The organism is Aeromonas sp. R4-1, from assembly GCF_040908325.1.
Classification (GTDB): domain Bacteria; phylum Pseudomonadota; class Gammaproteobacteria; order Enterobacterales; family Aeromonadaceae; genus Aeromonas; species Aeromonas veronii.
Map to the genome: position 1 here is coordinate 103,382 of NZ_JBFODM010000003.1, position 24,202 is coordinate 127,583.

Sequence of the window (24,202 nt, forward strand, 5' to 3'; positions counted from 1 at the left end):
GCGTGAATTTCAACCTGATAACAACCAAATAGCACACATTGTATCGATACAATATGGCAAGCAAGGAGTCACAATATGACGATGGAGTGGTATGTCACCCTGTTCGGTTTTGCCGTACTCACCTGCGGTACGCCGGGGCCCAACAACCTGATGTTGACGGCCTCCGGTGCCAACTTCGGGGTGCGTCGCACCCTGCCACATCTGCTTGGGGTCGGATTGGGGCAGCCGGTGCTGCAACTGGTGCTGGCGCTGGGGCTTTATCCGCTGTTCGAGCGCTGGCCCTTGTTGCGCCTCGGTTTGCAGATTTTCGGCAGCCTCTATCTGCTCTGGCTGGCGTGGCGTATCGCGGTGGCCGGGGCGCCGGGGGATCCGGCCCGACGTGCCCGTCCGCTGACCATGCTGGAGGGGCTGGGCTTTCAGTTCCTCAATCCCAAGGCGTGGATGATGGGGATCTCCGCCATCAGTCTGTTCAGCCTGCCCGGCGCCAGTTACTGGTCGAGTCAGCTGGCGGTGATGGTCATGTTTGCGCTGGTGGCCCTGCCGGTCTGCTTTGTCTGGGTACTGTTCGGCCATCAGCTGAGCAACTGGATCAGCTCGGATCGGGGCTGGCGGCGACTCAACGGTTCTCTCGGTCTGCTGACGGCGCTCTGCGTGGTGATGCTCTGGTATTGAGCCGTGTTGCGCTGGAGGGGGAGGTGGCCTGGAAAGAGGCATTTCTGACTTGTCGCCACGGGGTTGGCTCTGCATATTAGAAGGCTTTCCCCATAACGGGGGCGTTGCATCGACAAGAGGTTGAGATGGATCTGAACTGGTTACTGCCCCTGGCGGGGTTTGCCCTGGTTACCTGTGGCACGCCGGGGCCCAACAATATGTTGCTCACCAGCGCCGGGGCGGCGCAGGGTTTTCGCCGCACGATTCCCCTGCTGGTTGGGGTGGTCGGGGGGATCAATCTGATGATCCTCGCTACCGCGCTGGGGCTTGGCGTGGTGTTCGAGAAGGTGCCGCTGCTGCACGACGGCCTCAAGCTTATCGGTTCGGCGTATCTGCTCTGGTTGGCGTGGAAGGTGGCGACGGCCAGCGGCCCGGCCGAGGGCAACCGGCCGCTTATTCCCGCTCATCAGGGGGCCATGCTGCAACTGCTCAATCCCAAGGCATGGATGATGGCGCTCTCCGCCATCAGCGGTTTCACCCTGGCGGGGGAGGCTTACTGGCCCTCCGCGCTCTGGGTGTTGGTGACCTTCTTTATTACCGGCCTCTATACCGGGGCGTTCTGGGTGCTTTTTGGTGCCCAGGTGCGGCAAATCATTCGCACCGCCCAGGGCTGGCGGCGTTTCAACCTCGGCATGGGGCTGGCAACGGCCGCCTGTGTCGGGATGATCTGGATTTAGCCCGGGGTTAACCCGGGTCTTTACCGGCTGTCTTGTTGGCCCTGCGGGGCCTTTTTTATCTCGCCCGCGTGACCTTGCCTGCAAGGTAGCGTGGTTCTGCCCTCCCTTGGGATGAAAGGAGTTCCTATGAAATGTATCGGTCTGTTGGGTGGCATGAGCTGGGAGTCCACCGTCAGTTACTATCAGGCGCTCAACCGCGGGGTGCGCGCTCAGCTCGGTGGTTTGCACTCGGCGCGGGTGCTGCTCAACAGCGTCGACTTTGCCGGTATCGAGCGGTTGCAGCATGCCGGTGACTGGCCCGCCACAGCTCGCTTACTGGCGGCGGAAGCACGCAAGTTGCAGGATGGCGGCGCCGATTTCTTGCTGATCGGCACCAACACCATGCACAAGGTGGCCCCCGAGATTGAGGCGGCCATCGATATCCCGCTGCTCCATATCGCCGATGCCACTGCGGTCAAATTGCGGGCGGACGGGATAACCCGGGTTGGCCTGCTCGGCACCCGCTTCACCATGGAGCAGGATTTTTACAAGGGGCGCTTGCAGGAGCGTTTCGGGTTGGCGGTGCTGGTACCCGATGAGGCCGGGCGGGAGCGGGTACACAGGATCATTTATGACGAGCTCTGTCTGGGGGAGATCCGTGAATCATCGCGGGCCGAGTATCTGGCCATTATCGAGGCGCTGGCGGCCGCGGGTGCCGAGGCGGTGATCCTCGGCTGCACCGAGATTGCCCTGCTGGTGGGCGATGCCCGGGCGGCGGTGCCGCTCTACGACACCACCGCCATTCATGCCGAAGCGGCGGTCGCGCTGGCACTGGCACCCGATTAATAAACTGGTCAGATCTCACTATTCATGCTTGTCTCATACCCCTTGCCATAAAAGCGTGTAAAATTGCGCCCTGAATTTTCCCCGGCCAACGCGGGTTGGCTGCGGTTTCCTAGCATGCAAGGCTGACATTGTGACTGAAGTAGATAGATTCGCGGATATTCGCCCCTACCGCGATGAAGAAGTGCCGGCAGCCATCGAACGGCTGATCCAGGATGATGAATTTATCGGCGCCATCGCCAAGTATCGTTTCGGTTCCCTGATGAGCTGGCTGGGTTGGGCCATCCGCCCGATGATCCGTCTGTTCCTGCGCCGCAAATGGTCAAAAGTGACCACAGTGCATCAGGTCCAGATGGGGGTCACCCGGTACATGTCCCGCATGATTGCCACCTCCACCAAGGGGGTGACCTTCTCCGGGATCGAGCATCTGAAGAAAGAGCAAGGCTATCTGTTTGTCTCCAACCACAGAGACATCGCCATGGACCCGGCCTTCGTCAACTGGGGGCTGCACACCCACGGTTTCGATACCGTGCGCATCGCCATCGGTGACAACCTGCTGCGTAAACCCTGTGCCACCGAGCTGATGAAACTCAACAAGAGCTTTATCGTCAAACGCTCCGCCAAGGGGCCGCGAGAGATGATGAAGGCGCTCGGCGAGCTGTCTGCCTATATCGGCAACTCGGTTCACGAAGGTCACTCCATCTGGATCGCCCAGAAGGAAGGGCGCGCCAAGAATGGCGATGACAAGACAGATCCCGCCATCCTCAAAATGTTCTACGTCGACGGCAAGAAGCAGAAGATCGACTTCGTCGACTACATGCGCAGCCTCAATATCGTACCGGTCAGCATCAGCTACGAGCTGGATCCGACCGACAAGGCGAAGGCGCGCGAGCTCTACGAGAAGTCGGTCAACGGCAGCTACGAGAAGGGCGAGTTCGAGGATATCGAGAGTATCGTCGCCGGTATCGTCGGCATGAAGGGGCGGGTACATGTCTCCTTCGGCGCGCCGATCACCGAGGGCTTCAGCGATCCGGACGAACTGGCCGCGCTGATCGACAAGGCGATCTGGAGCAGTTACCACCTCTTCCCCAGCAACTATCTGGCGGCCGATGTCTCCGGCAAGGCCAATACCATCGAACAGGCGGCCTTCCTGACCCGTCAGTCAGAGGTGCCGGAAGAGCACAAGGCGATCTGGCGTGCCATGTACGCCAAACCGGTGGAAAACGCCAAAAAGGCTTGAATGAAACCGGTTGTTAAACGGTTTTGCGAAAAAAACGGGCGCTGATGCGCCCGTTTTTGCGTCTGGTCAAAGTCGAGGGGGAAAGGGTGGTGAATAATATGGTTTCAGCTGGTACGATCACTATGAAAATGGGATTATGTCTCTTGGCAAGGTGCTGACGAGTGTGTAACAGTGCCCATATAGCTGAACATGAGCAAAAGCTCTAAACCGGTTTGCACGGATTGCAGACGGCATTATTGAAGGACCTGTCACAGGTCCTTTTTCATTGGCTGGCAAAGATGCCGCCCAGATATACCTAACAGGAAACAGACGCCATGATCACCGGTAGCCTGAACACCCTGCAGCGGACGCCGCTGCCCGCCCCGCTGGCCCGCATCATGGCCGAGGTGGTGAAGAGCGTGGCTCACTGGGGTGACGCTCCGCTCGGCAAGAGCGAGATCGATGGCCTCAATCTGTTCTGTCTGGTGAGCGAAGATCTGACCGAGCCAGCCGCGGATCGCCGTGGCGAATTCCATCAGCAGTATCTCGATATCCAGTTGCTGCTGCGCGGTGAAGAGTGGATAGGTGTGGGCCCCCACGACTACGTGAGCGACGGCGCCGACCATCCCCATCCCGACCTCTGGTTTGTCGATGACGAGCAGACCAGCTACCTGGCGCTGCAACCGGGCGATTTCGCCATCTTCTGGCCGGGCGAGCTGCACCGCCCGCTCTGTACCTTCAACCAGCCCGCCAAGGTGAAGAAGCTGGTGGTCAAGGTACACAAGGATCTGCTGGCTATCGCCTGAGCACTCCCATTGAGGCGAGCCCTGTGCTGCTGATGCGTTGAGGCTCGCAAGCATTGAAACCAGTGATACGCACCACAAGTTGCGATCGCTCTTTCAAGAGCAAGAATTGAAAAATTGGACGCACCCTCCTGCGACCATAAGCCCCCGGCAGGGGAATCCCATCCTCTTTTGGATGACACGACACTGTCGGCATAAAGCCGAAGCACAGGAAGATGTAGAAAATGAGCAAGTTGGTATTGATCCTTAACTGCGGTAGCTCTTCCCTGAAATTTGCCGTAATGGACGCCGAAACAGGTGAGGACATGCTGTCCGGCCTGGCCGAATGCTTCAATCTGGATGATGCACGTATCAAATGGAAACTCCACGGGGTCAAGGGCGAAGCCATGCTGGGAGCGGGTGCCGCTCACCAGGAGGCCCTCGACCATATCGTGGGTCACATCCTGCCGCAGGATCCGACTCTTGCCGAGCAACTGGTGGCCATCGGTCACCGAATCGTACACGGTGGCGAGCAGTTCTCCCGCTCCGTGCGCATTGATGACGGCGTGATCGCCGGTATCGAAGCCGCCATTCCGTTCGCCCCGCTGCACAACCCGGCCCACCTCATCGGTATTCGCGCCGCGCTGAAAGTGTTCCCGCAGCTGTCCGAGAAGAACGTGGCCGTGTTCGACACCGCGTTCCACCAGACCCTGCCGCAAGAGGCCTACCTCTATGCGCTGCCGCACAAGCTCTACCGCGAACACGGCATCCGTCGTTACGGTGCCCACGGTACTTCTCACCGCTACATCGCGGAAGAAGCGGCGAAAGAGCTGGGCAAGCCGTTGAATGAACTGAACATCATCAACTGCCACCTGGGTAACGGTGCCTCTGTCTGCGCCATCAAGAACGGCGAATCCGTTGACACCTCCATGGGGCTGACTCCGCTGGAAGGTCTGGCGATGGGTACCCGCTCTGGCGATATCGATCCGGCCGTGGTCTTCTTCATGCACGACCAGCTTGGTTACAGCGTGGAGCAGATCAACCACACCCTGACCCGTGAGTCCGGTCTGCTGGGGATGACAGAAGCGAGCAGCGACTGCCGCTACGTCACCACCAACTACGCCACCGACGCCGGTGCCAAGCGTGCGCTGGATGTCTTCACCTACCGTGTGGCCAAGTATGTCGGCGCCTATGCCGCTGCGATGGACGGTCGTCTGGACGCCGTGGTCTTTACCGGTGGTATCGGTGAGAACGCCGCCATGGTGCGCGAGATGGTGCTGAACCGTCTGGCCCTGTTCGGCTTCAAGGTGGACAAAGAGGCCAACAACGCCGCGGTACTGGGTGGCGAAGGTCGCATCACCACCGCCGACAGCCGTTGCGCCATGGTGATCCCGACCAACGAAGAGCTGGTCATCGCCCGCGATGCCCTGAGCCTGGTCTGCTAAGTCAGCCTCGTTTTGAAACAACGCCCGGCCTGTGCCGGGCGTTGTCATTTCTGGCGTACGCCGATTTGACATGGGGGAGGGGAGCGGTACCCTGACCATCACTGTTTTTGCAGCCAGCGGGCTGCCCGGTTCGGGAGAGAGCAATGAAAGAGGCGTTTTTTAACTGGTTGTCGGGCCTTGGGGTGGAAGTGACCAGCCTGATGGCGCTGGTGATCGCGCTGGGCTTTATCGTCATCACCTCGTTGCTGCTGCACATGGCGCTGCACCGGGTGCTGCTGGTCCGGCTGGTGGGGATCCTCGGCAAGGCCAAGCAGGTATGGCTGCCGCCCCAGCTGCAACAGCGCCTCTTCAACCGGCTCGCCTTCGTGCTGCAGGGGGCCGTGCTGCTCGGTCAGGCGGAGATCTGGCTGCCCCGTCAATCGGATAGCCTCAAGCTTATCGAAATGGTGGCCCAGCTCTGGATCTTGCTGTTCCTGCTGCTGGCCTTCTTCGCCCTGCTCGACTGCCTGTTGTCGGTGAGCCGTTACACCCGCCTTGGTCGGGATTTGCCCCTGCGTGGCATCTTCCAGGGGGCCAAGCTGGTAGGCAGCATTCTGGTGGGCATCCTGATGATCGCCCTGCTGCTCGGCAAGTCGCCGCTGTTCCTGTTCAGCGGTCTGGGTGCCATGACCGCAGTGCTGATGCTGGTGTTCAAGGACCCCATCCTCGGGCTGGTGGCGGGGATCCAGCTCTCCGCCAACCGGATGCTGAGCGTCGGTGACTGGCTGCAGATGGACAAGTACGGCGCCGATGGTGAGGTGACCGACATCGGGCTTACCACGGTCAAGGTGTCGAACTGGGACAAGACCATCACCACCATTCCCACCTATGCCCTGATCTCCGACTCTTTCAAGAACTGGCAGGGGATGACCGAGTCGGGCGGCCGCCGCATCAAGCGTAGCGTCAATATCGACATGACCAGTGTGCGCTTTCTGACGGCCGAGGAGCAGTTGCAGCTCAAGCAGGCGCAGCTGCTGGCACCCTATCTGAGCCGCAAGGAGCAGGAGCTGAGCGCTTACAACCAGCAGCTGAGCGATGCCCTGAGCTGCCCCATCAACGGCCGTCACCTCACCAACCTCGGCACCCTGCGCGCCTATCTGGATGCCTACCTGCGTGCCCACCCCGGCATTCGCAAGGACATGACCCTGATGGTGCGCCAGCTGGCACCCACGTCAGACGGTCTGCCGCTGGAAATTTACTGCTTTACCGCGACCACCGCATGGGCCGATTACGAAGGGATCCAGGCCGATATTTTCGACCATATCTTTGCCATCATTGAGCAATTTCATCTGCGGTTGCATCAATCTCCCACAGGTTACGACATGCGTGCCTGGCAACGGGGATAAACAGGGAAACCGGGCGGGTCGAGGACGCGGAAAAAACCGCATATTAATCATCGACCCGTCGCCACTTGTCAGTTGAAATTTGCCGTGCAGAGGAGAAAAATGGCGGCCTTCTCTTCGCGCCCCTGATCCCCTCTTGATCAGCTGCCAGCCCAGAGACGTCACTTCAAGTCATCATCATGGGAAAGTTATGAAGCTCCTTCGCAATAGTGTGGCAACACTCTGCTACAGCCTGCTGCTGACCGCTGCGCCGGTTTTCGCTGTTGAATATGCTCTGCCTGCGGCCAACAGCCGTCTGGTAGGGGAAAATCTGGAATACGTGGTTCCGGCCGAAGAGAACGGCCAGCCGCTGGAGGCCATTGCGGCCAAATTCCAGCTGGGGCTCACCAACATGACCGAAGCCAACCCCGATGCGGATCCCCTGCTGGTACAGACCGGCGAGAAGCTGGTGATCCCCCAGCAACTGATCCTGCCTGATGCACCCCGTGAAGGGATCGTGCTGAACGTGGCCGAGATGCGGCTCTACTACTACCCCAAGGGTAAAAAAGTGGTGGAAGTGCTGCCCATCGGTATCGGCCAGCTCGGCACCGATACTCCGGAAAACTGGGTGACCAGCGTGCAGCGCAAGAAAGCTGGCCCGACCTGGACCCCGACCGCCAAGATGCATGCCGAATATGCCGCCCGTGGCGAGAGCCTGCCTGCGGTATGGCCGGCCGGTCCGGACAACCCCATGGGTCTGTTCGCCCTCTACATCGGCAAGATGTACGCCATTCACGGCACCAACGCCAACTTCGGCATCGGCCTGCGGGTGAGCCACGGCTGTGTGCGCCTGCGCAACGATGACATCGCCTATCTGTTCAAGCAGGTACCGGTCGGTACTCGCGTCCAGTTCGTCAACCAGCCGATCAAGGCCTCTCTCGAGCCCAATGGTGTCCGCTATCTGGAAGTGCATCAGCCGCTGTCGCGCAGCGAAGAGGAGTTCAACTCCAAGCTGCCGGCACCGCTGCCGATGACTCCGGCGGTGACCCGCTTCATTGCCCACGCCGACAGTGACTCCCAACTGGTGAAGCAGGCGCTGGAGCAGCGCAACGGCATGCCGATGGCGATCAACCGCTAACGGCAAATCCCCATCACGACAAAGGGCGAACAGCATGCTGTTCGCCCTTTGTGTTTCTGCTGCGTTGACTCAGCTTCGCAGCAGATTTGCCTGCAGCTCGCTGCCGAGCTGATCGAGCAGCTGATAGCGCGCCTTGTAGCTGGCCCGCTTGCGGGAGGGGATCTCCTCCTGCGTCTTGCGGGGCACCTCCAGCGGCAGGCTCATCCAGAGTTCATCCTGCACGCAGCCCTGATGCTCCTGCCACAAGCCGTCGAGGTCGAACTTGACCCGATCGGCAGTGCGCTTGCTGCTCTGATAGACGTGGCTTTGGGTGCGGATCCCGAGCAGGCGCTTGCATGCCAGCCCCCGGGCCAGCTCGGCGGCCATATAGACCAGCAGGGACATGGGGCGCAGTCCGCCGCACGCCTTGGTGACCTGCTTGATCTCCTCGCTCTGCCCCTTGCCGCCCTGCAGCGAGCAGATTTCGAGGGTTGGGTTCGGCGCGGGGCGCAGATTGAGGGCCATGTAATAGAGGGCCGCGTCACCCAGCTTGAGGGTCAGGCTCATCTCCCCCTCTTTGCCCATGTGGGTTTGGTAATCCAGTTGCAGGGTGAGGGGGGCCGTCAGCTTGTCGCTCTGCCACTGGGCCAGCAGCAGGCCGCGCCCGCTGTAGATTGCCAGTTGTTGCGCCTTGGGCAGCTGACGTGCCAATTGCTGGTAGTGGCCGCTGATAAGCCCGGCTCGCAGGCGCTTACTGAGCCCCTTGTGGCGATAGGGGTGGATCGGCTTTTCCAGAATATCGGGGAAGCGGCTGATCGCCTGCGCCAGCAGCGGTTGCTCCTGCTGCTGGCGATAGAGGGCGCGGGCGCCGGGATTGAGCCAGAGACGCCCCACATACTTGGCCCGTCGGATGAGATGACCCGACTCCTCCACCGGGTGAAGGCGGCGGGCGAGGGTTCGCAGGTGTGACAGATGAGATGACATGGTGCCGACCTCTGACTGGTGTAATGAGACAGGGCGGGGAGTGTAGGAGCGGGGCGCTGGCTTGTAAAAAAATGGATAGTAACAAAATGTGAAAACATAACGCTCAGTAGCGGCTGGCGCTGCGAGATGACCGTCACGGCCACGGCAGGAAATCTGGCGCCATCCTCTTGATGCGGCAGATGATTTGATGCGCAAAGGTTTTTATTGTGTTTTGTGTTTGTTAAAAGCGGTTGAGCTGGCGCGAACGGCTGATTAAGCTAGGCCGGTTTTTTAGGGATGAGCCCGTCACCAGAGCGGGCAGAAAATGACACAAAACGGAGTTTTGCATGACAGCTAGCACACCCATGTTAATCACCTTCCTGGTGTATATCCTCGGAATGGTGTTGATCGGCTTCGTCGCCTATCGCGCCACCCGCAACTTTGATGACTACATTCTGGGCGGCCGCCGGATGGGGAGCTGGGTCACAGCCCTCTCCGCCGGCGCCTCCGACATGAGCGGCTGGCTGCTGATGGGGCTGCCCGGCGCCGTCTTCGTCAGCGGCATCTCCGAGAGCTGGATCGCCATCGGTCTGGTCATCGGCGCCTACCTCAACTGGCGCTGGGTAGCGGGTCGCCTGCGGGTACATACCGAGAAGAACCGCAACGCCCTGACCCTGCCTGACTATTTCACCTACCGCTTTGAAGATCACAGCAAGGTGCTGCGCATTCTCTCGGCGCTGGTGATCCTGCTCTTCTTCACCATCTATTGCGCCTCCGGCGTGGTGGCCGGTGCCCGTCTGTTCGAGAGCACCTTCGGCATGGATTACAACACCGCCCTCTGGGTCGGTGCCGCCGCCACCATCACTTACACCTTCTTCGGCGGCTTCCTCGCGGTGAGCTGGACCGACACGGTGCAGGCGACCCTGATGATCTTCGCCCTGATCCTGACCCCGGTCTTCGTCATCATCGCCGTCGGCGGGGTGGACAGCGCCATGATCGAGGTGGCCGCCAAGAGCGCTACCAACCTCGACATGTTCAAGAATCTGGATGTGATCGCCATTGTCTCGCTGATGGCCTGGGGCCTTGGTTACTTCGGTCAGCCCCACATTCTGGCCCGTTTCATGGCGGCGGATTCCCACCACTCCATGGCCAATGCCCGCCGTATCAGCATGACCTGGATGGTGTTCTGCCTCGCAGGTGCGGTGGCCATCGGTTTCTTCGGTCTGGCCTACTTTGCCCGCTTCCCGGAAGTGGCGGCTGGGGTGACCGGCAACCCGGAGCGGGTCTTTATCGAGCTCTCCAAAATCCTGTTCAACCCCTGGATCGCCGGTGTGCTGCTCTCCGCCATCCTGGCGGCGGTGATGAGCACTCTAAGTTGTCAATTACTGGTCTGCTCCAGCGCCATCACCGAGGATCTCTACAAGCCGTTCCTGCGCAAGAACGCCTCCCAGCGTGAGCTGGTGTGGGTGGGGCGCCTGATGGTGCTGCTGATCGCGGTGATTGCCATCGCCGTTGCCATGAATCCGGAAAACCGGGTGCTGGGGCTGGTGAGCTACGCCTGGGCCGGTTTCGGTGCCGCCTTTGGTCCCGTGGTGCTGCTCTCGGTGCTCTGGCCGCGGATGACCCGCAACGGCGCGCTGGCGGGCATGCTGGTCGGTGCCATCACCGTCATCGTCTGGAAGCAGTTCGGCTGGCTGGGGCTGTATGAGATCATCCCGGGCTTCCTGTTTGCACTGCTGGCCATCGTGGTGGGCAGTCTGCTGGGCGAAGCGCCCTCAAAAGCGATGCTGGAGCGTTTCCGCGATGCCGAGGAGGAGTACAACACTCCGGCCGAGAGCGCGGGAGAGCCGGTCGCGGTGAACTGATCCCCCTTACCGCTTTCTGATTGAGAGCCCCGCCCCCGGACAAGGAACGCCCTGGTTGGCCATCCTTGCACCGGTTTGGCGGGGCTTTGTGCTATCTGATTCACTCTTGGGCACTTTTTTATGTTCGGCCGGTGGCTCCCGGGTGCTCGCTTTCTTTTGTCTTGGCACCGAATATGGGACACTAGGCCGCCTGAAGGAGACCTAGTGCATGCGGCTATTCACCCTGATCCTGATCCTCCTGCTGGGGGGACTGCAATATGACCTCTGGCTGGGGAAGAACGGGCTATCCGATTATCAGAACCTGTCGGAGGCCATCTCGCAGCAACAGCGGGACAACCAGACTCTCAAGGATCGTAACGACCTCATTTACCGCGAGATAGATGATCTCACCTCTGGCCTCGAGGCCATCGAGGAGTTGTCGCGCAACGATCTGGGTTACATCAAGCAGGGGGAGACCTTCTACCGGATCATCCCCAAAGAGAAAGACAAAGAGACAGCGCCGGACGATGAGCCCTACGATGACTGATGCCAGCCGGGTATCCGGCCTGACGGCGATCGTCCCTGCCGCCGGTATCGGCAGCCGGATGGGGGCCGATTGCCCCAAGCAGTACTTGCAACTGGCGGGTAAAACCATTCTCGAACATACCCTGGAGCGGCTGCTCTCCCACCCGGCCATCGCCCAGGTGATCGTGGCGCTGGCGCCCCATGACCGCTGGTTCGAGGCCCTGCCCGTGGCGGCCGACCCGCGCATTGTGCGGGTAGAGGGAGGCGCCGAGCGCGCCTTTTCCGTCCTCAATGGTCTCCATGTGGCGCAAGGGGAGTGGGTGCTGGTGCACGATGCGGCCCGTCCCTGTCTGACTCACGGCGATCTAGATGCGCTGATTGCCGTGGCCATGAACTGCGGCGGTGCCATTCTCGGCAGTCGGGTGCGCGATACCATGAAACGCTCCGATGGGGAGGGCAATATCATCGCCACCGTCGAGCGCGAGCAGCTCTGGCATGCCCTGACGCCGCAGATGTTCCCGACCCGTGCCCTGAAGCGGGCGCTCGAAGAGGGGCTGCTGCTGGGCGCCACCATCACCGACGAGGCCTCCGCCATGGAGCGGGCCGGATTCACGGTGCGGATGGTGGAGGGGCGCGCCGACAATATCAAAGTGACCCGGCCGGAAGACTTGTCGCTGGCGGGGCTGTTTTTAAGCCAGCAGGCATAAGCCCCTCAGTCAGAACAGACCGTTCAGAGCAGAGTGTCTCGAACAAACAGGCCCGAACAAGGAGTTAGCATGATCCGGATTGGACATGGTGTGGACGTACACAAAATTGATGGGGTTGGTTTCAGCATGTTGGGAGGTTGCCGCTGATGATGCGCATTGGTCATGGTTTTGATGTCCATAAATTTGGTGGTGTTGGCCCCTGCATGCTGGGTGGCGTGCCGGTTCCCTACGAGCAGGGGCTGGTTGCCCACTCTGACGGCGATGTGGTGCTGCACGCGGTGAGCGATGCCCTGCTGGGGGCCATCGGTGCCGGTGACATCGGTCGCCACTTCCCCGATACCGCTGCCGAGTTCAAGGGGATCGACAGTCGCATTCTGCTGCGGGATGTCTTTGCCCGGGTACAGCAGGCGGGGTATGCCATCGGCAACCTGGATGTGACCATCATCGCCCAGGCCCCCAAAATGGCCCCCCATATCGACGCCATGTGCGCCGTGCTGGCCGCCGATCTGCAATGTGATTTGAACCGGGTGAACGTCAAGGCGACCACCACCGAACAGCTTGGGTTTACGGGGCGCAAGGAAGGGATCGCCACCGAAGCCGTCGTCCTACTGGTGAAACAATAATGCTGGAACAACTTGCCTATCTGCACGGGGCGCCCACCGCCCGCGGTATCCTCAAGGCCGAGGCCGCCGACTTCGTGGTGAATGAAGATCTCGGCTTCGAGCCTTGCGGTGAAGGGGAGCATATCTTCGTCCGGGTGCGCAAAACCGGCGAGAACACCGCCTGGGTAGCGGGTCTGCTGGCCGATGCGGCTGGGGTCAACCGCAATGCGGTGACCTGGGCGGGCCTGAAGGATCGCCACGCGGTGACCGAGCAGTGGTTTGGCATTCACCTGCCAGGCAAGGCCGAGCCGGACTTGTCGGTCATCGAGAGCGACAGCATCCAGATCCTGCAAGCCAGGCGTCACAACCGCAAATTGCGGGTCGGCTACCTCAAGGGCAACCACTTCACCCTGCGTCTCACCGGTCTGGAACAGGCCGACGGGCTGGAAGCGCGCCTGCAGGCCATCGCCACTCAGGGCGTACCCAATTACTATGGTGAGCAGCGTTTTGGCCGCGATGGCAACAATCTGGAAGCGGCCAAGGCGATGTTTGCCGGCAAGCGGATCAAGGATCGCAACAAGCGCTCCCTCTACCTCTCTGCCGCCCGCAGCATGCTGTTCAACGCCATTGTCAGCGCCCGTATCGAGCAGGGGCTGGCTCATCAGCTGCTGGCCGGTGATTGCGTGATGCTCAAGGGCAGCCACTCCATCTTCAGCGAAGAGAGCGTGACCCCCGAGCTGGAAGCGCGTCTTGCCTCCGGCGACGTGCAGCTGACCGCGCCCCAGTGGGGCCGTGGCCGTCTGGCCAGTCAGGGTGCCGCTGCCGAGTTCGAACAGGGCGTGCTGGCCCCTTACAGCGATTGGTGTGACGGGCTGGAGAAAGCCGGGCTGGATCAGGACAGGCGCCCCCTGCTGCTCAAGCCGGAGCAGATGAGCTGGCAGCTGGACGGCGAGGCGCTGACCCTCTCCTTCTTCCTGCCGGCGGGCGCGTTTGCCACCAGCGTGGTGCGCGAGTTAATGCAGGCCGAAGAGGCCGATCACGGTTTCAGGAATCAGACCGATGCGAATTCTGGTCAGTAATGATGATGGTGTGCATGCCGAGGGGATTCGTGCCCTCAGCGAGGCCCTGCGCGCCTGCGGCGAGGTCATTGTGGTGGCGCCGGATCGCAACCGCAGCGGCGCGAGTCACTCCCTGACGCTGGAAGTACCGCTGCGGGTTACCCGCATTGCAGAAAACGGCTTTAATGGGTGCGAGAGCTATGCGGTGAAGGGGACGCCGACCGACTGCGTGCATCTGGCGGTCAACGAGCTGGTGCGTCCTGAACCCGACATGGTGGTGGCCGGCATCAACCACGGTGCCAACCTTGGGGATGATGTCATCTACTCGGGCACGGTCGCCGCGGCCACCGAGGGGCGCCATCTTGGCTATCCCTCCATCGCCATCTCGCTGGTGGGCAAGACCCACTTCGCCACGGCGGCCCACTATGCGGCCCTGCTGGTGAAGGGGCTGATGAAACACCCCCTGCCTGCCGATCAGATCCTCAACGTCAACGTGCCGGACTTGCCCCTCGAGCAGATCAAGGGGATCAAGACCACCCGTCTTGGCAACCGCCACCGGGCGGAGTCGGTGATCTGCACCGAGGATCCCCGTGGCCAGCCCATCTACTGGATCGGCCCCCCCGGTAGCCAGCAGGATGCCGGTGAAGGCACCGATTTTGCTGCCATCGAGCAGGGCTATGTCTCGATTACCCCTCTGACCATCGACATGACTGCCTATGACAGTCTCGCCGGTCTGGGGGCCTGGTTAGATCTGCAGGGATGAGGGTGGTGTGATAGTACAGCGCCTGTTAAATCAGCTCATTGCGCAGGATATTCGCGATTTTCGCGTGCTGGCGACCATCGCGAAAGTGCCGCGCCAGCTGTTTGTGGACGAGGCCATGGCGCACAAGGCGTGGGATAACACCGCCCTGCCCATTGGCCACGGCCAGACCATTTCGCAGCCCTATATGGTGGCGCGAATGACCGAGTTGCTGATGCAAAACAATCCGGCCCATGTGCTGGAGATTGGCACTGGCTCGGGCTACCAGACGGCGATCCTCGCCCATCTGGTGGAGCATGTGTATACCGTGGAGCGGATCAAGTCGCTGCAGTTCCAGGCCCGGCGCCGACTGCGCCAGCTCGATCTGCACAATGTCTCGGCCAAGCACGGCAACGGCTGGCTGGGGTGGCCCAACAAGGGGCCTTATGACGCCATTCTGGTGACGGCCGCGGCGAGCGAGATCCCGACGGCGCTCACCGATCAGCTGGCCGAAGGGGGTCGACTGGTGTTGCCCGTGGGTGACAGCCAGCAGACCCTGCAGCTGATCGAACGATCCGGATCCCAGCTGACCAGCCGTATTCTGGAGCCGGTACGTTTTGTTCCCCTGATTGACGGAGATGTTGAGTGAAGTTGTTTTCCCGTTTGTACGTACTGGTGATGCAGTGGGCTCGCCACAAGCATGCCCCCTGGTATCTCTCCATCACCGCTTTCATCGAGTCGGTGTTCTGGCCGATCCCGGTGGATGTGATGCTGGCGCCGATGGCGCTCGCCAAGCCCCACAAGGCGTGGCACTACGCCACGCTGGCTACCCTCTTCTCTGTGTTGGGCGCCCTGTTTGGCTATGCCCTTGGCTATGCCCTGTGGGATCCGGTCGTGCTGCCACTGGTGGAGTCTGTGGGCTATCAGGACAAGATCGAGATTGCTCGCAACTGGTTTGAGCAGTGGGGGATCTGGGTCATTTTCATTGCCAGCTTCACCCCTATCCCCTACAAGGTGTTTACCGTGACGGCAGGGTTGTTGCAAATGGCTCTGCTGCCCTTCATCATCACCTCCCTCATCGGTCGTGGCATGCGCTTTTTCCTGGTTGCGGGCCTGATGCGTTGGGGTGGCGAGAAGATGGAACGCAAACTGATGCACTATGTTGATGTGCTCGGTTGGCTCTGTATTGGTCTGGCCGTGGTGGCCTATTTCTGGTTTAGTCGTTAAGGATCCATTATGCGTTCGCGTATTTGGCAAGGAAGCAGTGTCGTGGTGTTGTCATGGCTGCTGCTTGCCTGCTCCTCCAGTAAAAATGCAGCTCCGGTAGATGGTGTTGATGAGGGGCAGTTTGTCTCGACCATTCCGGCTCGCCAAAGCGGTGCCCAGGTCAGCGCCCCCATTCAGGGCGGCAGCTATGTGGTGAAACGGGGCGATACCCTCTACTCCATCGCCTTCAACTCCGGCAACGACGTGCCGTCGCTGGCCAGCCTCAACAACATCAGCCCGCCCTACAACATCTATCCGGGGCAGCGACTGCGACTCGATGGTTCCAGCGCCAGTGTTGGCAGCAGCCGCAGTGCCGGTACCTATGAGGTGCGCCGCGGCGATACCCTGAGCAGCATCGGCCGCCAGTTCGGCATGACACCGCAGGCGTTGGCCCAGAGCAACAACCTGAGCGCCCCCTATGCGCTGCAACCGGGTCAGGTGCTCAATGTCCAGACCGCAGGCGGCGGTTCGACCCAGATGGTGGCTGCGACTCGCCCGACAACCGTGACGCCGGTGGCCGTGAGCCGTCCGAGCAGCGGTCCGCGTCCGTTGGCCGAGCCGAGTGGATCTGGTCAGACCACGCCGTTCATCTCTCAGAAATCCGTTGCTCCGGCAGCACCGAAGGAATACGCTCAGGTCAAAGAACAAAAAACAAACAACTCCCAGTCGAGACTTGCTTGGCACTGGCCCGCAAAAGGCCGGATCGTCGAGGGGTTCTCTGTTGCAGAACAGGGTAACAAGGGGATCGACATAGCCGGCCAGAAGGGGCAACCCGTCTACGCCGCCAGCAGCGGTAAAGTGGTATACGCTGGCAGTGCTTTAAGGGGGTACGGCAAGCTGATTATCCTCAAGCATGATGATGACTATCTCTCCGCTTACGCACACAACGACGAGTTGCGGGTGAAGGAAGGGGACAGCGTCAAGGGGGGCTCGGTCATTGCCAACATGGGTAGCACGGACGCGCCGGATGTGCGATTGCATTTCGAGATCCGGTACAGAGGCAAGTCGATCAATCCGATGAGCTATTTGCCAAAGCGTTAACCCCAGAGAGACCGTCTTACTCTGGTAACGTCAGGGAGACACACCATGAGCCAAGAACAACTGGTAATGCAGGATGCAGAGTTAGAGTTTGACGCTGAACCCGAATCTCACGAGGTAGAAGAGTTGCAGGAGGTAGCCGCCGAGGCGGACGAGACTATCTCCGATGAGTTGCTGGCACCTGAGCTGAACAAGGTGATGGATGCCACGCAACTCTATCTGGGGGAGATTGGCTTCTCCCCGCTGCTCACTGCCGAAGAGGAAGTCTACTACGCCCGTCGTGCCTTGCGGGGTGACAAAGCTGCCCGCAAGCGCATGATCGAGTCCAACCTGCGACTGGTGGTGAAAATCGCCCGTCGTTACAACAACCGCGGCCTGGTGCTGCTGGATCTTATCGAAGAGGGCAACCTCGGTCTTATCCGTGCGGTCGAGAAGTTCGACCCCGAGCGCGGCTTCCGTTTCTCCACCTATGCCACTTGGTGGATCCGCCAGACCATCGAGCGGGCCATCATGAACCAGACCCGCACCATCCGTCTGCCCATTCATGTGGTCAAGGAGTTAAACGTCTACCTGCGCACCGCGCGCGAACTCTCTCACCGTCTCGATCATGAACCGACCGCCGAGGATATCGCCTTTGCGCTGGATCGTTCGGTGGATGACGTGAACCGCATGCTCAAGCTCAACGAGAAGATCACCTCGGTGGACACCCCTATCGGTGGCGATCGCGACAAGGCGTTGCTGGATGTGCTCTCCGACGAGCGCGGCATGGGGCCTGAGCTGGAGTCACAGGAAGATGATATGCGCAGCAGCATTGTCCACTGGCTTGAGGAGCTCAATCCCAAGCAGCGGGAAGTGCTGGCCCGTCGTTTCGGTCTGCTGGGCTATGAGCCTGCCACCCTCGAGGATGTGGGGGCCGAGATTGGCCTGACCCGCGAGCGGGTACGCCAGATCCAGGTGGAGGGGCTGCGCCGTCTGCGGGAGATCCTGCTGAGCCAGGGGCTCTCCATCGAGGCGCTATTTCGTACCAATTAAGCATCCGCACCAATTAAGCCCGCACCAACGGAATGCGGCATCAGCCAGATAGCACGAGGGGAGCAACTGCTCCCCTCGTTTTTTATTGCCTGTCGTCTGGCGATGGCTTCGTGGTTATACCAGCTCGGCCAGCATGGTGTCGGCGTAGGGAACCAGCGCTTCGCCCTTCTTCACCTTGGTGAGGTAGTCCGGGTTGGCGATAAGCGGACGACCGATAGCCACCAGATCGAAGCGGTTGGCCTCGATGGCCGCAGCGGCGCGCTCGGCGTCGTAGTTGCCCACCCCGACCAGATTGCCCTTGTAGTGGGCGCGCAGATAGTCGGAGGCGCGGCCACCCAGATAATCGAAGGTGAGGTTGTCATCAAAGATGCCGAGGTGGGTATAGGCCAGCGGGCGGTCGTTGAGCTTGCCCAGCAGATAGTCGAACACGGCGCGATCTTCCGGGCTGCCCGCCAGATGGACATAGGCACCCGGGGAGAGGCGAATACCAACCCGATCACCGCCGATGCGGGTGCTGATGGCATCGACCACTTCCAGCGCGAAGCGGCTCATCTTTTCCGGGCTGCCACCATAGTTGTCGGTGCGCAGGTTGGTAGAGTGGTGCAGGAACTGGTCGATCAGGTAGCCGTTGGCACCGTGGATCTCCACCCCGTCAAAGCCCGCCTCGATGGCGTTGGCAGCGGCCTGGGCGTAATCCTGCACCAGCTGGGCGATTTCCGCCTCGGTCAGGGCGCGCGGCACCTGATAGGTCAGCTCGCGCATGCGGGGCACAGTGCCCTCGTGCGCCACGGCAGAGGGGGCCAACACTTCAGCCTGATGGAAGAAGGGGTGGGAGAGGCGACCGACGTGCCACAGCTGGGCGAAGATCTTGCCGCCTTTGGCGTGCACGGCGCTGGTCACTTTTTTCCAGCCATCGATCTGCGCCTGGGTGAAGAGGCCCGGGGTATTGGGGTAGCCCTGCGCGTCGGGGCGGATGATGACGGCCTCGGAAACAATCAGGCCGATGTCGGCGCGGCGGCCGTAATAGGCAGCCATTTGCTCGGTCGGCACCAGACCTGGGCCTGCCATGCAGCGGGTGAGCGGGGCCATCATGAAACGGTTGGCCAGGGTCAGAGTGTCATTGAGTCGATACGGCTGAAACAGGGTATTCATGATAGGTTGTCCTGAACGGGTTATTCTTGAACGTGCATTCAAGACGTTTTTTGCGTCGGGCGCAAGCTTTTTTTGAATGCGCGTTCAAGAAGGTTGGCCCGAGCGGGCGACTGGGGTAAACTTGCCGCCCTTTCCAGCCACTCTTTATCGGCGGGCCCTGTTGCTCCTTGCCGGTGAACCATTTCCCACGGGAGGAACCATGCGCATAGCCGAGTTTGATCGGGACGAGGTACTGCGAAATGCCATGGAAGCGTTTCGCGCCAAGGGATATGCCAAAACCACCATGCAGGAGCTGGTGGCTGCCACCGGCCTGCACCCGGGCAGCATCTACGGCGCCTTTGGTAACAAGCGAGGCCTGCTGCTGGCTGCGGTGGATCACTATGTCGAGGGCAAACGCACCCTGCGCCGCTCCCTGCTCGACAACCCGAGCCCGCTGGCGGGCCTTGCGGCCTATCTCGACCGGATTGTGGGTGAGGCGCTCTGCGGCTCCTGTCTGGTGACCCGCACCATGATGGAGCTGAGCGAGCAGGATGAGGAGCTGACCCAGCGGGTCAAGGGGATCTATGGCGAGCTGGAGCAGGATCTGGCCGAGTTGCTGACGCAGGCGCAGGCCAAGGGTGAATTGGCCCCGGATAGCAATATCCATACCCTCACTGCCCTGCTGCTGATCAACCTGCAAGGGCTGGTCACCTTCGCCCAGTGCCGCCCCGATCGCCCCCTGCTCGACGACGTAGTCGCCCAGCTGATGCGGGCCCTGCGGGCGTAACGCGATACCGCAGAAACAACAGTGGCTCCCTCGGGAGCCACTGTTGTTTGCGGGAGGGTTACCTCGGCCCCACCAGCTCTTTCATCAAATCTTTCAGCCACACCAGTGCGGGTTGCTGGGCATGCACGGGGTGCCAGACGCAGTTGAGGTGGTAGTCGGGCACGTCCTCGGGCAGCGGCAGGCTTTTCAGCGGCCAGTGGGTGGCGAGCAGCTCGGCTACCATGCTGGGCAGCACCAGCAGGTGATCGCTCTGGCTGACGATGGCTGCGGCGGACATATAACTCTGGCTGTTGACCGAGATGGTGCGGCTAAAGCCCTGACTCTTCAGATAGCGGTCGAGGCTCGCCTCCGAGGTGCCAAGGGGCGAGTGGAACACATGGGGCATGGCGATAAGCTGCTGCAGGGTGATGCGCTCCTGCCACTGGGAGGGGTCATCCTCGGCGCCGGCGGGGGCCGATTTGGCAATCGGCAGATCGGCGCGCACCAGTCCGGCCAGCGGCTCGGTGAGCCAGGTCTCCTTGCCCAGATACCCCGGCACCTGCATGTACTCGTCAAACCCCAGCACCAGATCGATCTCGCCGCTCGCCAGTTCAGCTTCGGGCAGGGTGTCACGCAGGATGCGGATCTCGATGGTGACCCCAGGTGCCAGCCGTCTGAGCCGCTGGATAAGCGGCGGGATCAGCACGCACTCCACGTAGTCGGTAGTGCAGAGCACGAAGCGCCGCTTCGACTGGCTCGGCTCGAACTCTTCTTCCTCGGTGAGCTGCTGCTCCAGCAGCCGCAGCGCCTGCTGCACCCCAAGGTGCAGCCGCTGGGCGCGCGGGGTCGGCAGCATCCCCTGCGGGGTGCGCACCAGGAGCGGGTCGCCGAGAAAGGTGCGCAGCCGGTTAAGGGAGTGGCTCATGGCGGGCTGGCTGATAAAGAGCGCTTCGGCGGCGCGGGTGACGCTGCCCTGCGTCATCAGGGCGTCAAAAGCGAGCAGCAGATTGAGGTCGAGCTGGTGCAGTTTCATGGGGGGATTATTCGCCGTGTTTATGGGACAATCCATCCTATTCATTTGATGGATGGGGGCGCAACGTCTTAATCTGCGACCCACTGTTATTTTTCCGGGTTCCCGCACCGCATCTGGCGTAAACGGGGCCTCAATCCATGCAAGGAGCCTTGCGATGAGCATCAAGACCATTAACTCCACGCCGGCCGCCGACGGCTTCACCATGCCCGCCGAGTGGGCGCACCAGCAGGCCGTCTGGATGATCTGGCCGTTTCGCCCGGACAACTGGCGCGTAGCCGGTCGCTTCGCGCAAGAGACCTTCGCCAAGGTGGCGGATGCCATCGGGCAAGCCACCCCGGTCTTTATGGGGGTGCCAGCCCAGTTTATGGAGCAGGCCCGCGCCATCATGCCCGCCCATGTGACCCTGGTCGAAATGAACAGCGATGACTGCTGGGCCCGCGATACCGGCCCCACCATCGTCACCAACGCGGCCGGCGAGTGCCGTGGGGTGGATTGGGGCTTCAACGCCTGGGGCGGTCACAAGGGGGGTCTCTACTACCCGTGGAATCAGGATGAAGAGGTCGCAGCCCAGGTGCTGGCCCAGCACGGCATGGCTCGTTACGACGCGCCGCTGATTCTGGAAGGGGGCTCTATCCACGTCGATGGTGAAGGCACCTGCCTGACCACCGCCGAGTGCCTGCTCAACGAAAACCGCAACCCGCACCTGACCAAAGAGCAGATCGAAGCTCACCTGCGCGACTATCTCGGCGTCACCAGCTTTATCTGGCTGGACGAAGGCGTCTACATGGATGAAACCGACGGCCACATCGACAACATGTGCTGCTTCGTGCGTCCGGGTGAAGTGGCCCTGCACTGGACTGACGACCAGAACGATCCCCAGTACGCCCGCTCCGTGGCTGCCCTCAAGGTGCTGGAAGCGGCGGTCGATGCCAAGGGTCGCAAGCTGAAAGTGTGGAAGCTGCCCCAGCCGGGCCCGCTGTTCTGCACTGAAGAGGAGTCTGCCGGTGTCGAGAGCGGCAGCGGTGTGCCGCGCGAGGCCGAGGGCCGTCTGGCCGGTTCTTACGTGAACTTCCTCATCACCAACGATCGTATCGTCTATCCGCTGCTGGATGCCGCCACCGATGGCGAAGCCCAGCGCATTCTGGAAGAGATCTTCCCGGAGCACACCGTGATCGGCGTGCCGGCTCGCGAGATCCTGCTGGGCGGTGGCAATATCCACTGCATTACTCAGCAGATCCCTTCCGGCAAATAAGAACCGGTTCCGGTGAGTATTCCAAACCCCACTCAGTGGGGTTTTATCCCTTGATAGTGTGATGGTCGCAGGCGCTGATGCGGCGATCATCATGACAAACTGTCACCCTTTTACAGGAGATCCCCATGATCGAAGTGACCGAGGTTTCCATTGCCGAGCTGCGTGCCGAGCTCGAATCAGGCCGCACCACAGCGGTCGAACTGGTCAAGGCCTATCTGGCCCGGATCGAGGCCTACAACGGCCCCGAGACTGCCACCAAACTCAACGCCGTGGTGGTTGCCAATCCCGATGCGCTGAAAGAGGCCGAGGCTTCCGATGCCCGCCGCGCCCGTGGCGAGACCCTGAGCCCGCTCGACGGCATCCCCTACACCGCCAAAGACAGCTATCTGGTCAAGGGGCTGACCGCCGCCTCCGGCAGCCCGGCCTTCAAGGATCTGGTGGCCCAGCGCGATGCCTTTACCGTTGAGCGCCTGCGCGCCGCCGGTGCCATCTGCCTTGGCAAAACCAATATGCCGCCGATGGCCAATGGTGGCATGCAGCGCGGCGTCTATGGCCGTGCCGAGAGCCCCTACAACGCCGACTACCTGACCGCGCCGTTTGCCTCCGGCTCTTCCAACGGCGCCGGTACTGCCACCGCCGCCAGCTTCTCCGCCTTCGGTCTGGCGGAAGAGACCTGGTCGAGCGGCCGTGGCCCTGCCTCCAACAACGGTCTGTGTGCCTACACCCCGTCCCGTGGCGTCATCTCGGTGCGCGGCAACTGGCCGCTGACTCCGACCATGGATGTGGTGGTGCCCTATGCCCGCACCATGAATGATCTGCTGGAAGTGCTCGACGTAGTGGTCGCCGACGATGCCGAGACCCGTGGCGATCTGTGGCGCATGCAGCCCTGGGTGCAGCTGCCCAAGGCCTCTGAAGTGCGTCCGGCTTCCTATCTGGAGCTGGCAGCCAAGGCCGATGCCCTCAAGGGCAAGCGCCTCGGCGTGCCGCGCATGTTTATCAACAAGGATGAACTGGCTGGCACCAGCGAAAATCCCGGCATCGGCGGCCCGACCGGTCAGCGCATCCATACCCGCGAGACCGTGATCGCCCTCTGGGAAGATGCGCGCAAGGCGCTGGAAGCCGCTGGCGCCGAAGTTATCGAAGTGGACTTCCCGCTGGTCTCCAACTGCGAAGGGGATCGACCCGGCGCGCCGACCGTGTTCAATCGCGGCATCGTGAGCCCGGAGTTTCTCAACGACGAGCTGTGGGAGCTCTCCGGCTGGGCGTTCGACGACTTCCTGCGCGCCAACGGCGATCCCAAGTTGAACAAGCTTGAGGATGTCGATGGGCCGAAGATCTTCCCCCACGACCCGGGCACCCTGCCGAACCGCGAGGGCGATCTGGCGGCGGGCATGGACGAGTACGTCAATATGGCCAAGCGCGGCCTGAAATCCTGGGACGAGATCGCCACAGTGCCGGACGGCCTGCGTGGTCTGGAGAAGACTCGCAAGCTGGACCTGGAGGACTGGATGGACGGGCTCAAGCTCGACGCCGTGCTGTTCCCGACCGTTGCCGACGTCGCCCCGGCTGATGCGGATGTGAATCCGGCCTCCGCCGATATCGCCTGGAGCAACGGCATCTGGGTTGCCAACGGCAACCTCGCCATTCGCCACCTCGGCGTGCCGACCGTTACCGTCCCCATGGGGGTGATGGCCGATATCGGCATGCCGGTGGGCCTGACCTTCGCCGGTCGCGCCTATGACGATAACAACCTGCTGCGCTTTGCCTCGGCCTTCGAGTCCACCGGCAGCAAGCGTATGGTACCGCCACGGACGCCGCCGTTGGTTTGATTGCTGGTGTGAGTTAAATATCTCGGGTTAGTCTGGTGATAATAGAAGTAAGCCCACCCGTTATACGGGTGGGCTTACTTAAAGATCAAGCATAAAACAACAGGTTATTATTTAATGACTGTTGATAAATTATTATCTACCATCCCCATTTCAATCTGTCATAGAAGGCTGCTAATTTCCTAAAACTACTAGGGAAGGTGCGAATAAGCGGGGAAATTCTTCTCGGCTGACGCAGTCATTTCATTTCTTCATGTTTGAGCCGATTTTTTCTCCCGTAAATGCC

General features: G+C 61.2%; 24 protein-coding genes. 21 read left to right on the top strand and 3 right to left on the bottom strand.

Features of this window, described 5'->3' with window-relative positions; all coding sequences use genetic code 11:
* Positions 1 to 75 precede the first annotated feature (75 nt).
* From AB5Y90_RS00505 to AB5Y90_RS00540, 8 genes are all read left to right on the top strand, one after another.
* Entirely contained in the window at positions 76 to 672 is a 597-nt protein-coding gene (locus AB5Y90_RS00505) for a LysE family translocator (protein ID WP_040068356.1), read from the top strand.
* A gap of 125 nt (positions 673 to 797) precedes the next feature.
* Positions 798 to 1,388 (top strand): LysE family translocator, encoded by a 591-nt coding sequence (locus AB5Y90_RS00510; protein ID WP_139437449.1) that lies wholly within the window; start codon positions 798 to 800, stop codon positions 1,386 to 1,388.
* Between the two features lie 126 nt (positions 1,389 to 1,514).
* Complete coding sequence (locus AB5Y90_RS00515) at positions 1,515 to 2,213, top strand: aspartate/glutamate racemase family protein (RefSeq protein ID WP_182963287.1); 699 nt, start codon at positions 1,515 to 1,517, stop codon at positions 2,211 to 2,213.
* A gap of 130 nt (positions 2,214 to 2,343) precedes the next feature.
* Positions 2,344 to 3,450: a 1-acyl-sn-glycerol-3-phosphate acyltransferase gene (locus AB5Y90_RS00520; protein WP_005362790.1), complete on the top strand. Its 1,107-nt coding sequence runs from the start codon at positions 2,344 to 2,346 to the stop codon at positions 3,448 to 3,450.
* 314 nt (positions 3,451 to 3,764) lie between these two features.
* Positions 3,765 to 4,235 (top strand): YhcH/YjgK/YiaL family protein, encoded by a 471-nt coding sequence (locus AB5Y90_RS00525; RefSeq protein WP_181269185.1) that lies wholly within the window; start codon positions 3,765 to 3,767, stop codon positions 4,233 to 4,235.
* Positions 4,236 to 4,456: 221 nt separating this feature from the next.
* The gene (locus tag AB5Y90_RS00530) at positions 4,457 to 5,656 is read left to right on the top strand and encodes an acetate kinase (protein ID WP_005354534.1); all 1,200 of its coding nucleotides are present in this window, start codon (positions 4,457 to 4,459) and stop codon (positions 5,654 to 5,656) included.
* Positions 5,657 to 5,799: 143 nt separating this feature from the next.
* Positions 5,800 to 7,041 carry a mechanosensitive ion channel family protein gene (locus AB5Y90_RS00535; protein ID WP_005335524.1) on the top strand — a complete coding sequence of 414 codons (1,242 nt, stop codon included), beginning with the start codon at positions 5,800 to 5,802 and terminating at the stop codon, positions 7,039 to 7,041.
* Positions 7,042 to 7,228: 187 nt separating this feature from the next.
* On the top strand, positions 7,229 to 8,155 hold the full coding sequence (locus AB5Y90_RS00540; protein WP_005354531.1) for a L,D-transpeptidase family protein: 927 nt from the start codon (positions 7,229 to 7,231) through the stop codon (positions 8,153 to 8,155).
* Positions 8,156 to 8,224: 69 nt separating this feature from the next.
* Here AB5Y90_RS00540 and AB5Y90_RS00545 read toward each other — a convergent pair whose 3' ends face one another.
* On the bottom strand, positions 8,225 to 9,118 hold the full coding sequence (locus tag AB5Y90_RS00545) for a VirK/YbjX family protein (protein WP_368166406.1): 894 nt from the start codon (positions 9,116 to 9,118) through the stop codon (positions 8,225 to 8,227).
* A 326-nt stretch (positions 9,119 to 9,444) separates the two neighbouring features.
* On the opposite strand from AB5Y90_RS00545, the gene putP reads away from it, so the two are divergent.
* From putP to rpoS, 10 genes are all read left to right on the top strand, one after another.
* A complete protein-coding gene (gene putP, locus AB5Y90_RS00550; protein ID WP_005354514.1) occupies positions 9,445 to 10,962 on the top strand; it encodes a sodium/proline symporter PutP in 1,518 nt (505 codons plus the stop codon).
* 208 nt (positions 10,963 to 11,170) lie between these two features.
* Positions 11,171 to 11,488 carry a cell division protein FtsB gene (gene ftsB, locus AB5Y90_RS00555; protein WP_005335520.1) on the top strand — a complete coding sequence of 106 codons (318 nt, stop codon included), beginning with the start codon at positions 11,171 to 11,173 and terminating at the stop codon, positions 11,486 to 11,488.
* Entirely contained in the window at positions 11,481 to 12,173 is a 693-nt protein-coding gene (ispD, locus tag AB5Y90_RS00560) for a 2-C-methyl-D-erythritol 4-phosphate cytidylyltransferase (protein WP_368166407.1), read from the top strand. The genes ftsB and ispD overlap by 8 nt, the downstream gene beginning before the upstream one ends.
* A gap of 146 nt (positions 12,174 to 12,319) precedes the next feature.
* A complete protein-coding gene (gene ispF / locus AB5Y90_RS00565) occupies positions 12,320 to 12,796 on the top strand; it encodes a 2-C-methyl-D-erythritol 2,4-cyclodiphosphate synthase (protein ID WP_040097825.1) in 477 nt (158 codons plus the stop codon).
* Positions 12,796 to 13,854, top strand: coding sequence for a tRNA pseudouridine(13) synthase TruD (gene truD, locus AB5Y90_RS00570; protein ID WP_005354508.1), 1,059 nt, complete (start codon positions 12,796 to 12,798; stop codon positions 13,852 to 13,854). Before ispF ends, truD begins: the two co-directional genes overlap by 1 nt.
* A complete protein-coding gene (gene surE, locus AB5Y90_RS00575) occupies positions 13,835 to 14,596 on the top strand; it encodes a 5'/3'-nucleotidase SurE (RefSeq protein ID WP_005335515.1) in 762 nt (253 codons plus the stop codon). The genes truD and surE overlap by 20 nt, the downstream gene beginning before the upstream one ends.
* A 7-nt stretch (positions 14,597 to 14,603) precedes the next feature.
* Entirely contained in the window at positions 14,604 to 15,221 is a 618-nt protein-coding gene (locus tag AB5Y90_RS00580) for a protein-L-isoaspartate(D-aspartate) O-methyltransferase (protein ID WP_005335507.1), read from the top strand.
* Positions 15,218 to 15,799, top strand: coding sequence for a YqaA family protein (locus AB5Y90_RS00585; protein ID WP_021229508.1), 582 nt, complete (start codon positions 15,218 to 15,220; stop codon positions 15,797 to 15,799). The genes AB5Y90_RS00580 and AB5Y90_RS00585 overlap by 4 nt, the downstream gene beginning before the upstream one ends.
* 9 nt (positions 15,800 to 15,808) lie before the next feature.
* Complete coding sequence (locus tag AB5Y90_RS00590; protein ID WP_069528917.1) at positions 15,809 to 16,879, top strand: LysM peptidoglycan-binding domain-containing protein; 1,071 nt, start codon at positions 15,809 to 15,811, stop codon at positions 16,877 to 16,879.
* A 45-nt stretch (positions 16,880 to 16,924) separates the two neighbouring features.
* Positions 16,925 to 17,908, top strand: a complete 984-nt coding sequence (gene rpoS, locus AB5Y90_RS00595; protein WP_005335504.1) for an RNA polymerase sigma factor RpoS — start codon at positions 16,925 to 16,927, stop codon at positions 17,906 to 17,908.
* 114 nt (positions 17,909 to 18,022) lie between these two features.
* On the opposite strand, the gene AB5Y90_RS00600 is transcribed toward rpoS, so the two are convergent.
* Positions 18,023 to 19,060 (bottom strand): alkene reductase, encoded by a 1,038-nt coding sequence (locus tag AB5Y90_RS00600; protein WP_368166408.1) that lies wholly within the window; start codon positions 19,058 to 19,060, stop codon positions 18,023 to 18,025.
* 199 nt (positions 19,061 to 19,259) lie between these two features.
* On the opposite strand from AB5Y90_RS00600, the gene AB5Y90_RS00605 reads away from it, so the two are divergent.
* A complete protein-coding gene (locus AB5Y90_RS00605; RefSeq protein ID WP_005335495.1) occupies positions 19,260 to 19,826 on the top strand; it encodes a TetR/AcrR family transcriptional regulator in 567 nt (188 codons plus the stop codon).
* Positions 19,827 to 19,884: 58 nt separating this feature from the next.
* Here AB5Y90_RS00605 and AB5Y90_RS00610 read toward each other — a convergent pair whose 3' ends face one another.
* Positions 19,885 to 20,838 carry a LysR family transcriptional regulator gene (locus tag AB5Y90_RS00610; RefSeq protein ID WP_033115874.1) on the bottom strand — a complete coding sequence of 318 codons (954 nt, stop codon included), beginning with the start codon at positions 20,836 to 20,838 and terminating at the stop codon, positions 19,885 to 19,887.
* Positions 20,839 to 20,992: 154 nt separating this feature from the next.
* On the opposite strand from AB5Y90_RS00610, the gene aguA reads away from it, so the two are divergent.
* Together aguA and AB5Y90_RS00620 are read left to right on the top strand one after the other, a co-directional pair.
* A complete protein-coding gene (gene aguA / locus AB5Y90_RS00615) occupies positions 20,993 to 22,090 on the top strand; it encodes an agmatine deiminase (protein ID WP_368166409.1) in 1,098 nt (365 codons plus the stop codon).
* Between the two features lie 125 nt (positions 22,091 to 22,215).
* Positions 22,216 to 23,919, top strand: a complete 1,704-nt coding sequence (locus AB5Y90_RS00620; protein ID WP_368166410.1) for an amidase — start codon at positions 22,216 to 22,218, stop codon at positions 23,917 to 23,919.
* Positions 23,920 to 24,202 lie beyond the last annotated feature (283 nt).

What these genes read in the sequence shown, in the direction of transcription:
- AB5Y90_RS00505 (WP_040068356.1), top strand. Translation starts at nt 76, where the DNA reads ATGACGATGGAGTGGTATGTCACCCTGTTCGGTTTTGCCGTACTCACC.
- AB5Y90_RS00605 (WP_005335495.1), top strand. Translation starts at nt 19,260, where the DNA reads ATGCGCATAGCCGAGTTTGATCGGGACGAGGTACTGCGAAATGCCATG.
- AB5Y90_RS00545 (WP_368166406.1), bottom strand. Translation starts at nt 9,118, where the DNA reads ATGTCATCTCATCTGTCACACCTGCGAACCCTCGCCCGCCGCCTTCAC.
- AB5Y90_RS00620 (WP_368166410.1), top strand. Translation starts at nt 22,216, where the DNA reads ATGATCGAAGTGACCGAGGTTTCCATTGCCGAGCTGCGTGCCGAGCTC.
- ftsB (WP_005335520.1), top strand. Translation starts at nt 11,171, where the DNA reads ATGCGGCTATTCACCCTGATCCTGATCCTCCTGCTGGGGGGACTGCAA.
- AB5Y90_RS00590 (WP_069528917.1), top strand. Translation starts at nt 15,809, where the DNA reads ATGCGTTCGCGTATTTGGCAAGGAAGCAGTGTCGTGGTGTTGTCATGG.
- AB5Y90_RS00515 (WP_182963287.1), top strand. Translation starts at nt 1,515, where the DNA reads ATGAAATGTATCGGTCTGTTGGGTGGCATGAGCTGGGAGTCCACCGTC.
- aguA (WP_368166409.1), top strand. Translation starts at nt 20,993, where the DNA reads ATGAGCATCAAGACCATTAACTCCACGCCGGCCGCCGACGGCTTCACC.
- ispF (WP_040097825.1), top strand. Translation starts at nt 12,320, where the DNA reads ATGATGCGCATTGGTCATGGTTTTGATGTCCATAAATTTGGTGGTGTT.
- AB5Y90_RS00525 (WP_181269185.1), top strand. Translation starts at nt 3,765, where the DNA reads ATGATCACCGGTAGCCTGAACACCCTGCAGCGGACGCCGCTGCCCGCC.
- ispD (WP_368166407.1), top strand. Translation starts at nt 11,481, where the DNA reads ATGACTGATGCCAGCCGGGTATCCGGCCTGACGGCGATCGTCCCTGCC.
- AB5Y90_RS00610 (WP_033115874.1), bottom strand. Translation starts at nt 20,838, where the DNA reads ATGAAACTGCACCAGCTCGACCTCAATCTGCTGCTCGCTTTTGACGCC.
- AB5Y90_RS00530 (WP_005354534.1), top strand. Translation starts at nt 4,457, where the DNA reads ATGAGCAAGTTGGTATTGATCCTTAACTGCGGTAGCTCTTCCCTGAAA.
- rpoS (WP_005335504.1), top strand. Translation starts at nt 16,925, where the DNA reads ATGAGCCAAGAACAACTGGTAATGCAGGATGCAGAGTTAGAGTTTGAC.
- surE (WP_005335515.1), top strand. Translation starts at nt 13,835, where the DNA reads ATGCGAATTCTGGTCAGTAATGATGATGGTGTGCATGCCGAGGGGATT.
- AB5Y90_RS00535 (WP_005335524.1), top strand. Translation starts at nt 5,800, where the DNA reads ATGAAAGAGGCGTTTTTTAACTGGTTGTCGGGCCTTGGGGTGGAAGTG.
- AB5Y90_RS00600 (WP_368166408.1), bottom strand. Translation starts at nt 19,060, where the DNA reads ATGAATACCCTGTTTCAGCCGTATCGACTCAATGACACTCTGACCCTG.
- AB5Y90_RS00510 (WP_139437449.1), top strand. Translation starts at nt 798, where the DNA reads ATGGATCTGAACTGGTTACTGCCCCTGGCGGGGTTTGCCCTGGTTACC.
- putP (WP_005354514.1), top strand. Translation starts at nt 9,445, where the DNA reads ATGACAGCTAGCACACCCATGTTAATCACCTTCCTGGTGTATATCCTC.
- AB5Y90_RS00540 (WP_005354531.1), top strand. Translation starts at nt 7,229, where the DNA reads ATGAAGCTCCTTCGCAATAGTGTGGCAACACTCTGCTACAGCCTGCTG.
- truD (WP_005354508.1), top strand. Translation starts at nt 12,796, where the DNA reads ATGCTGGAACAACTTGCCTATCTGCACGGGGCGCCCACCGCCCGCGGT.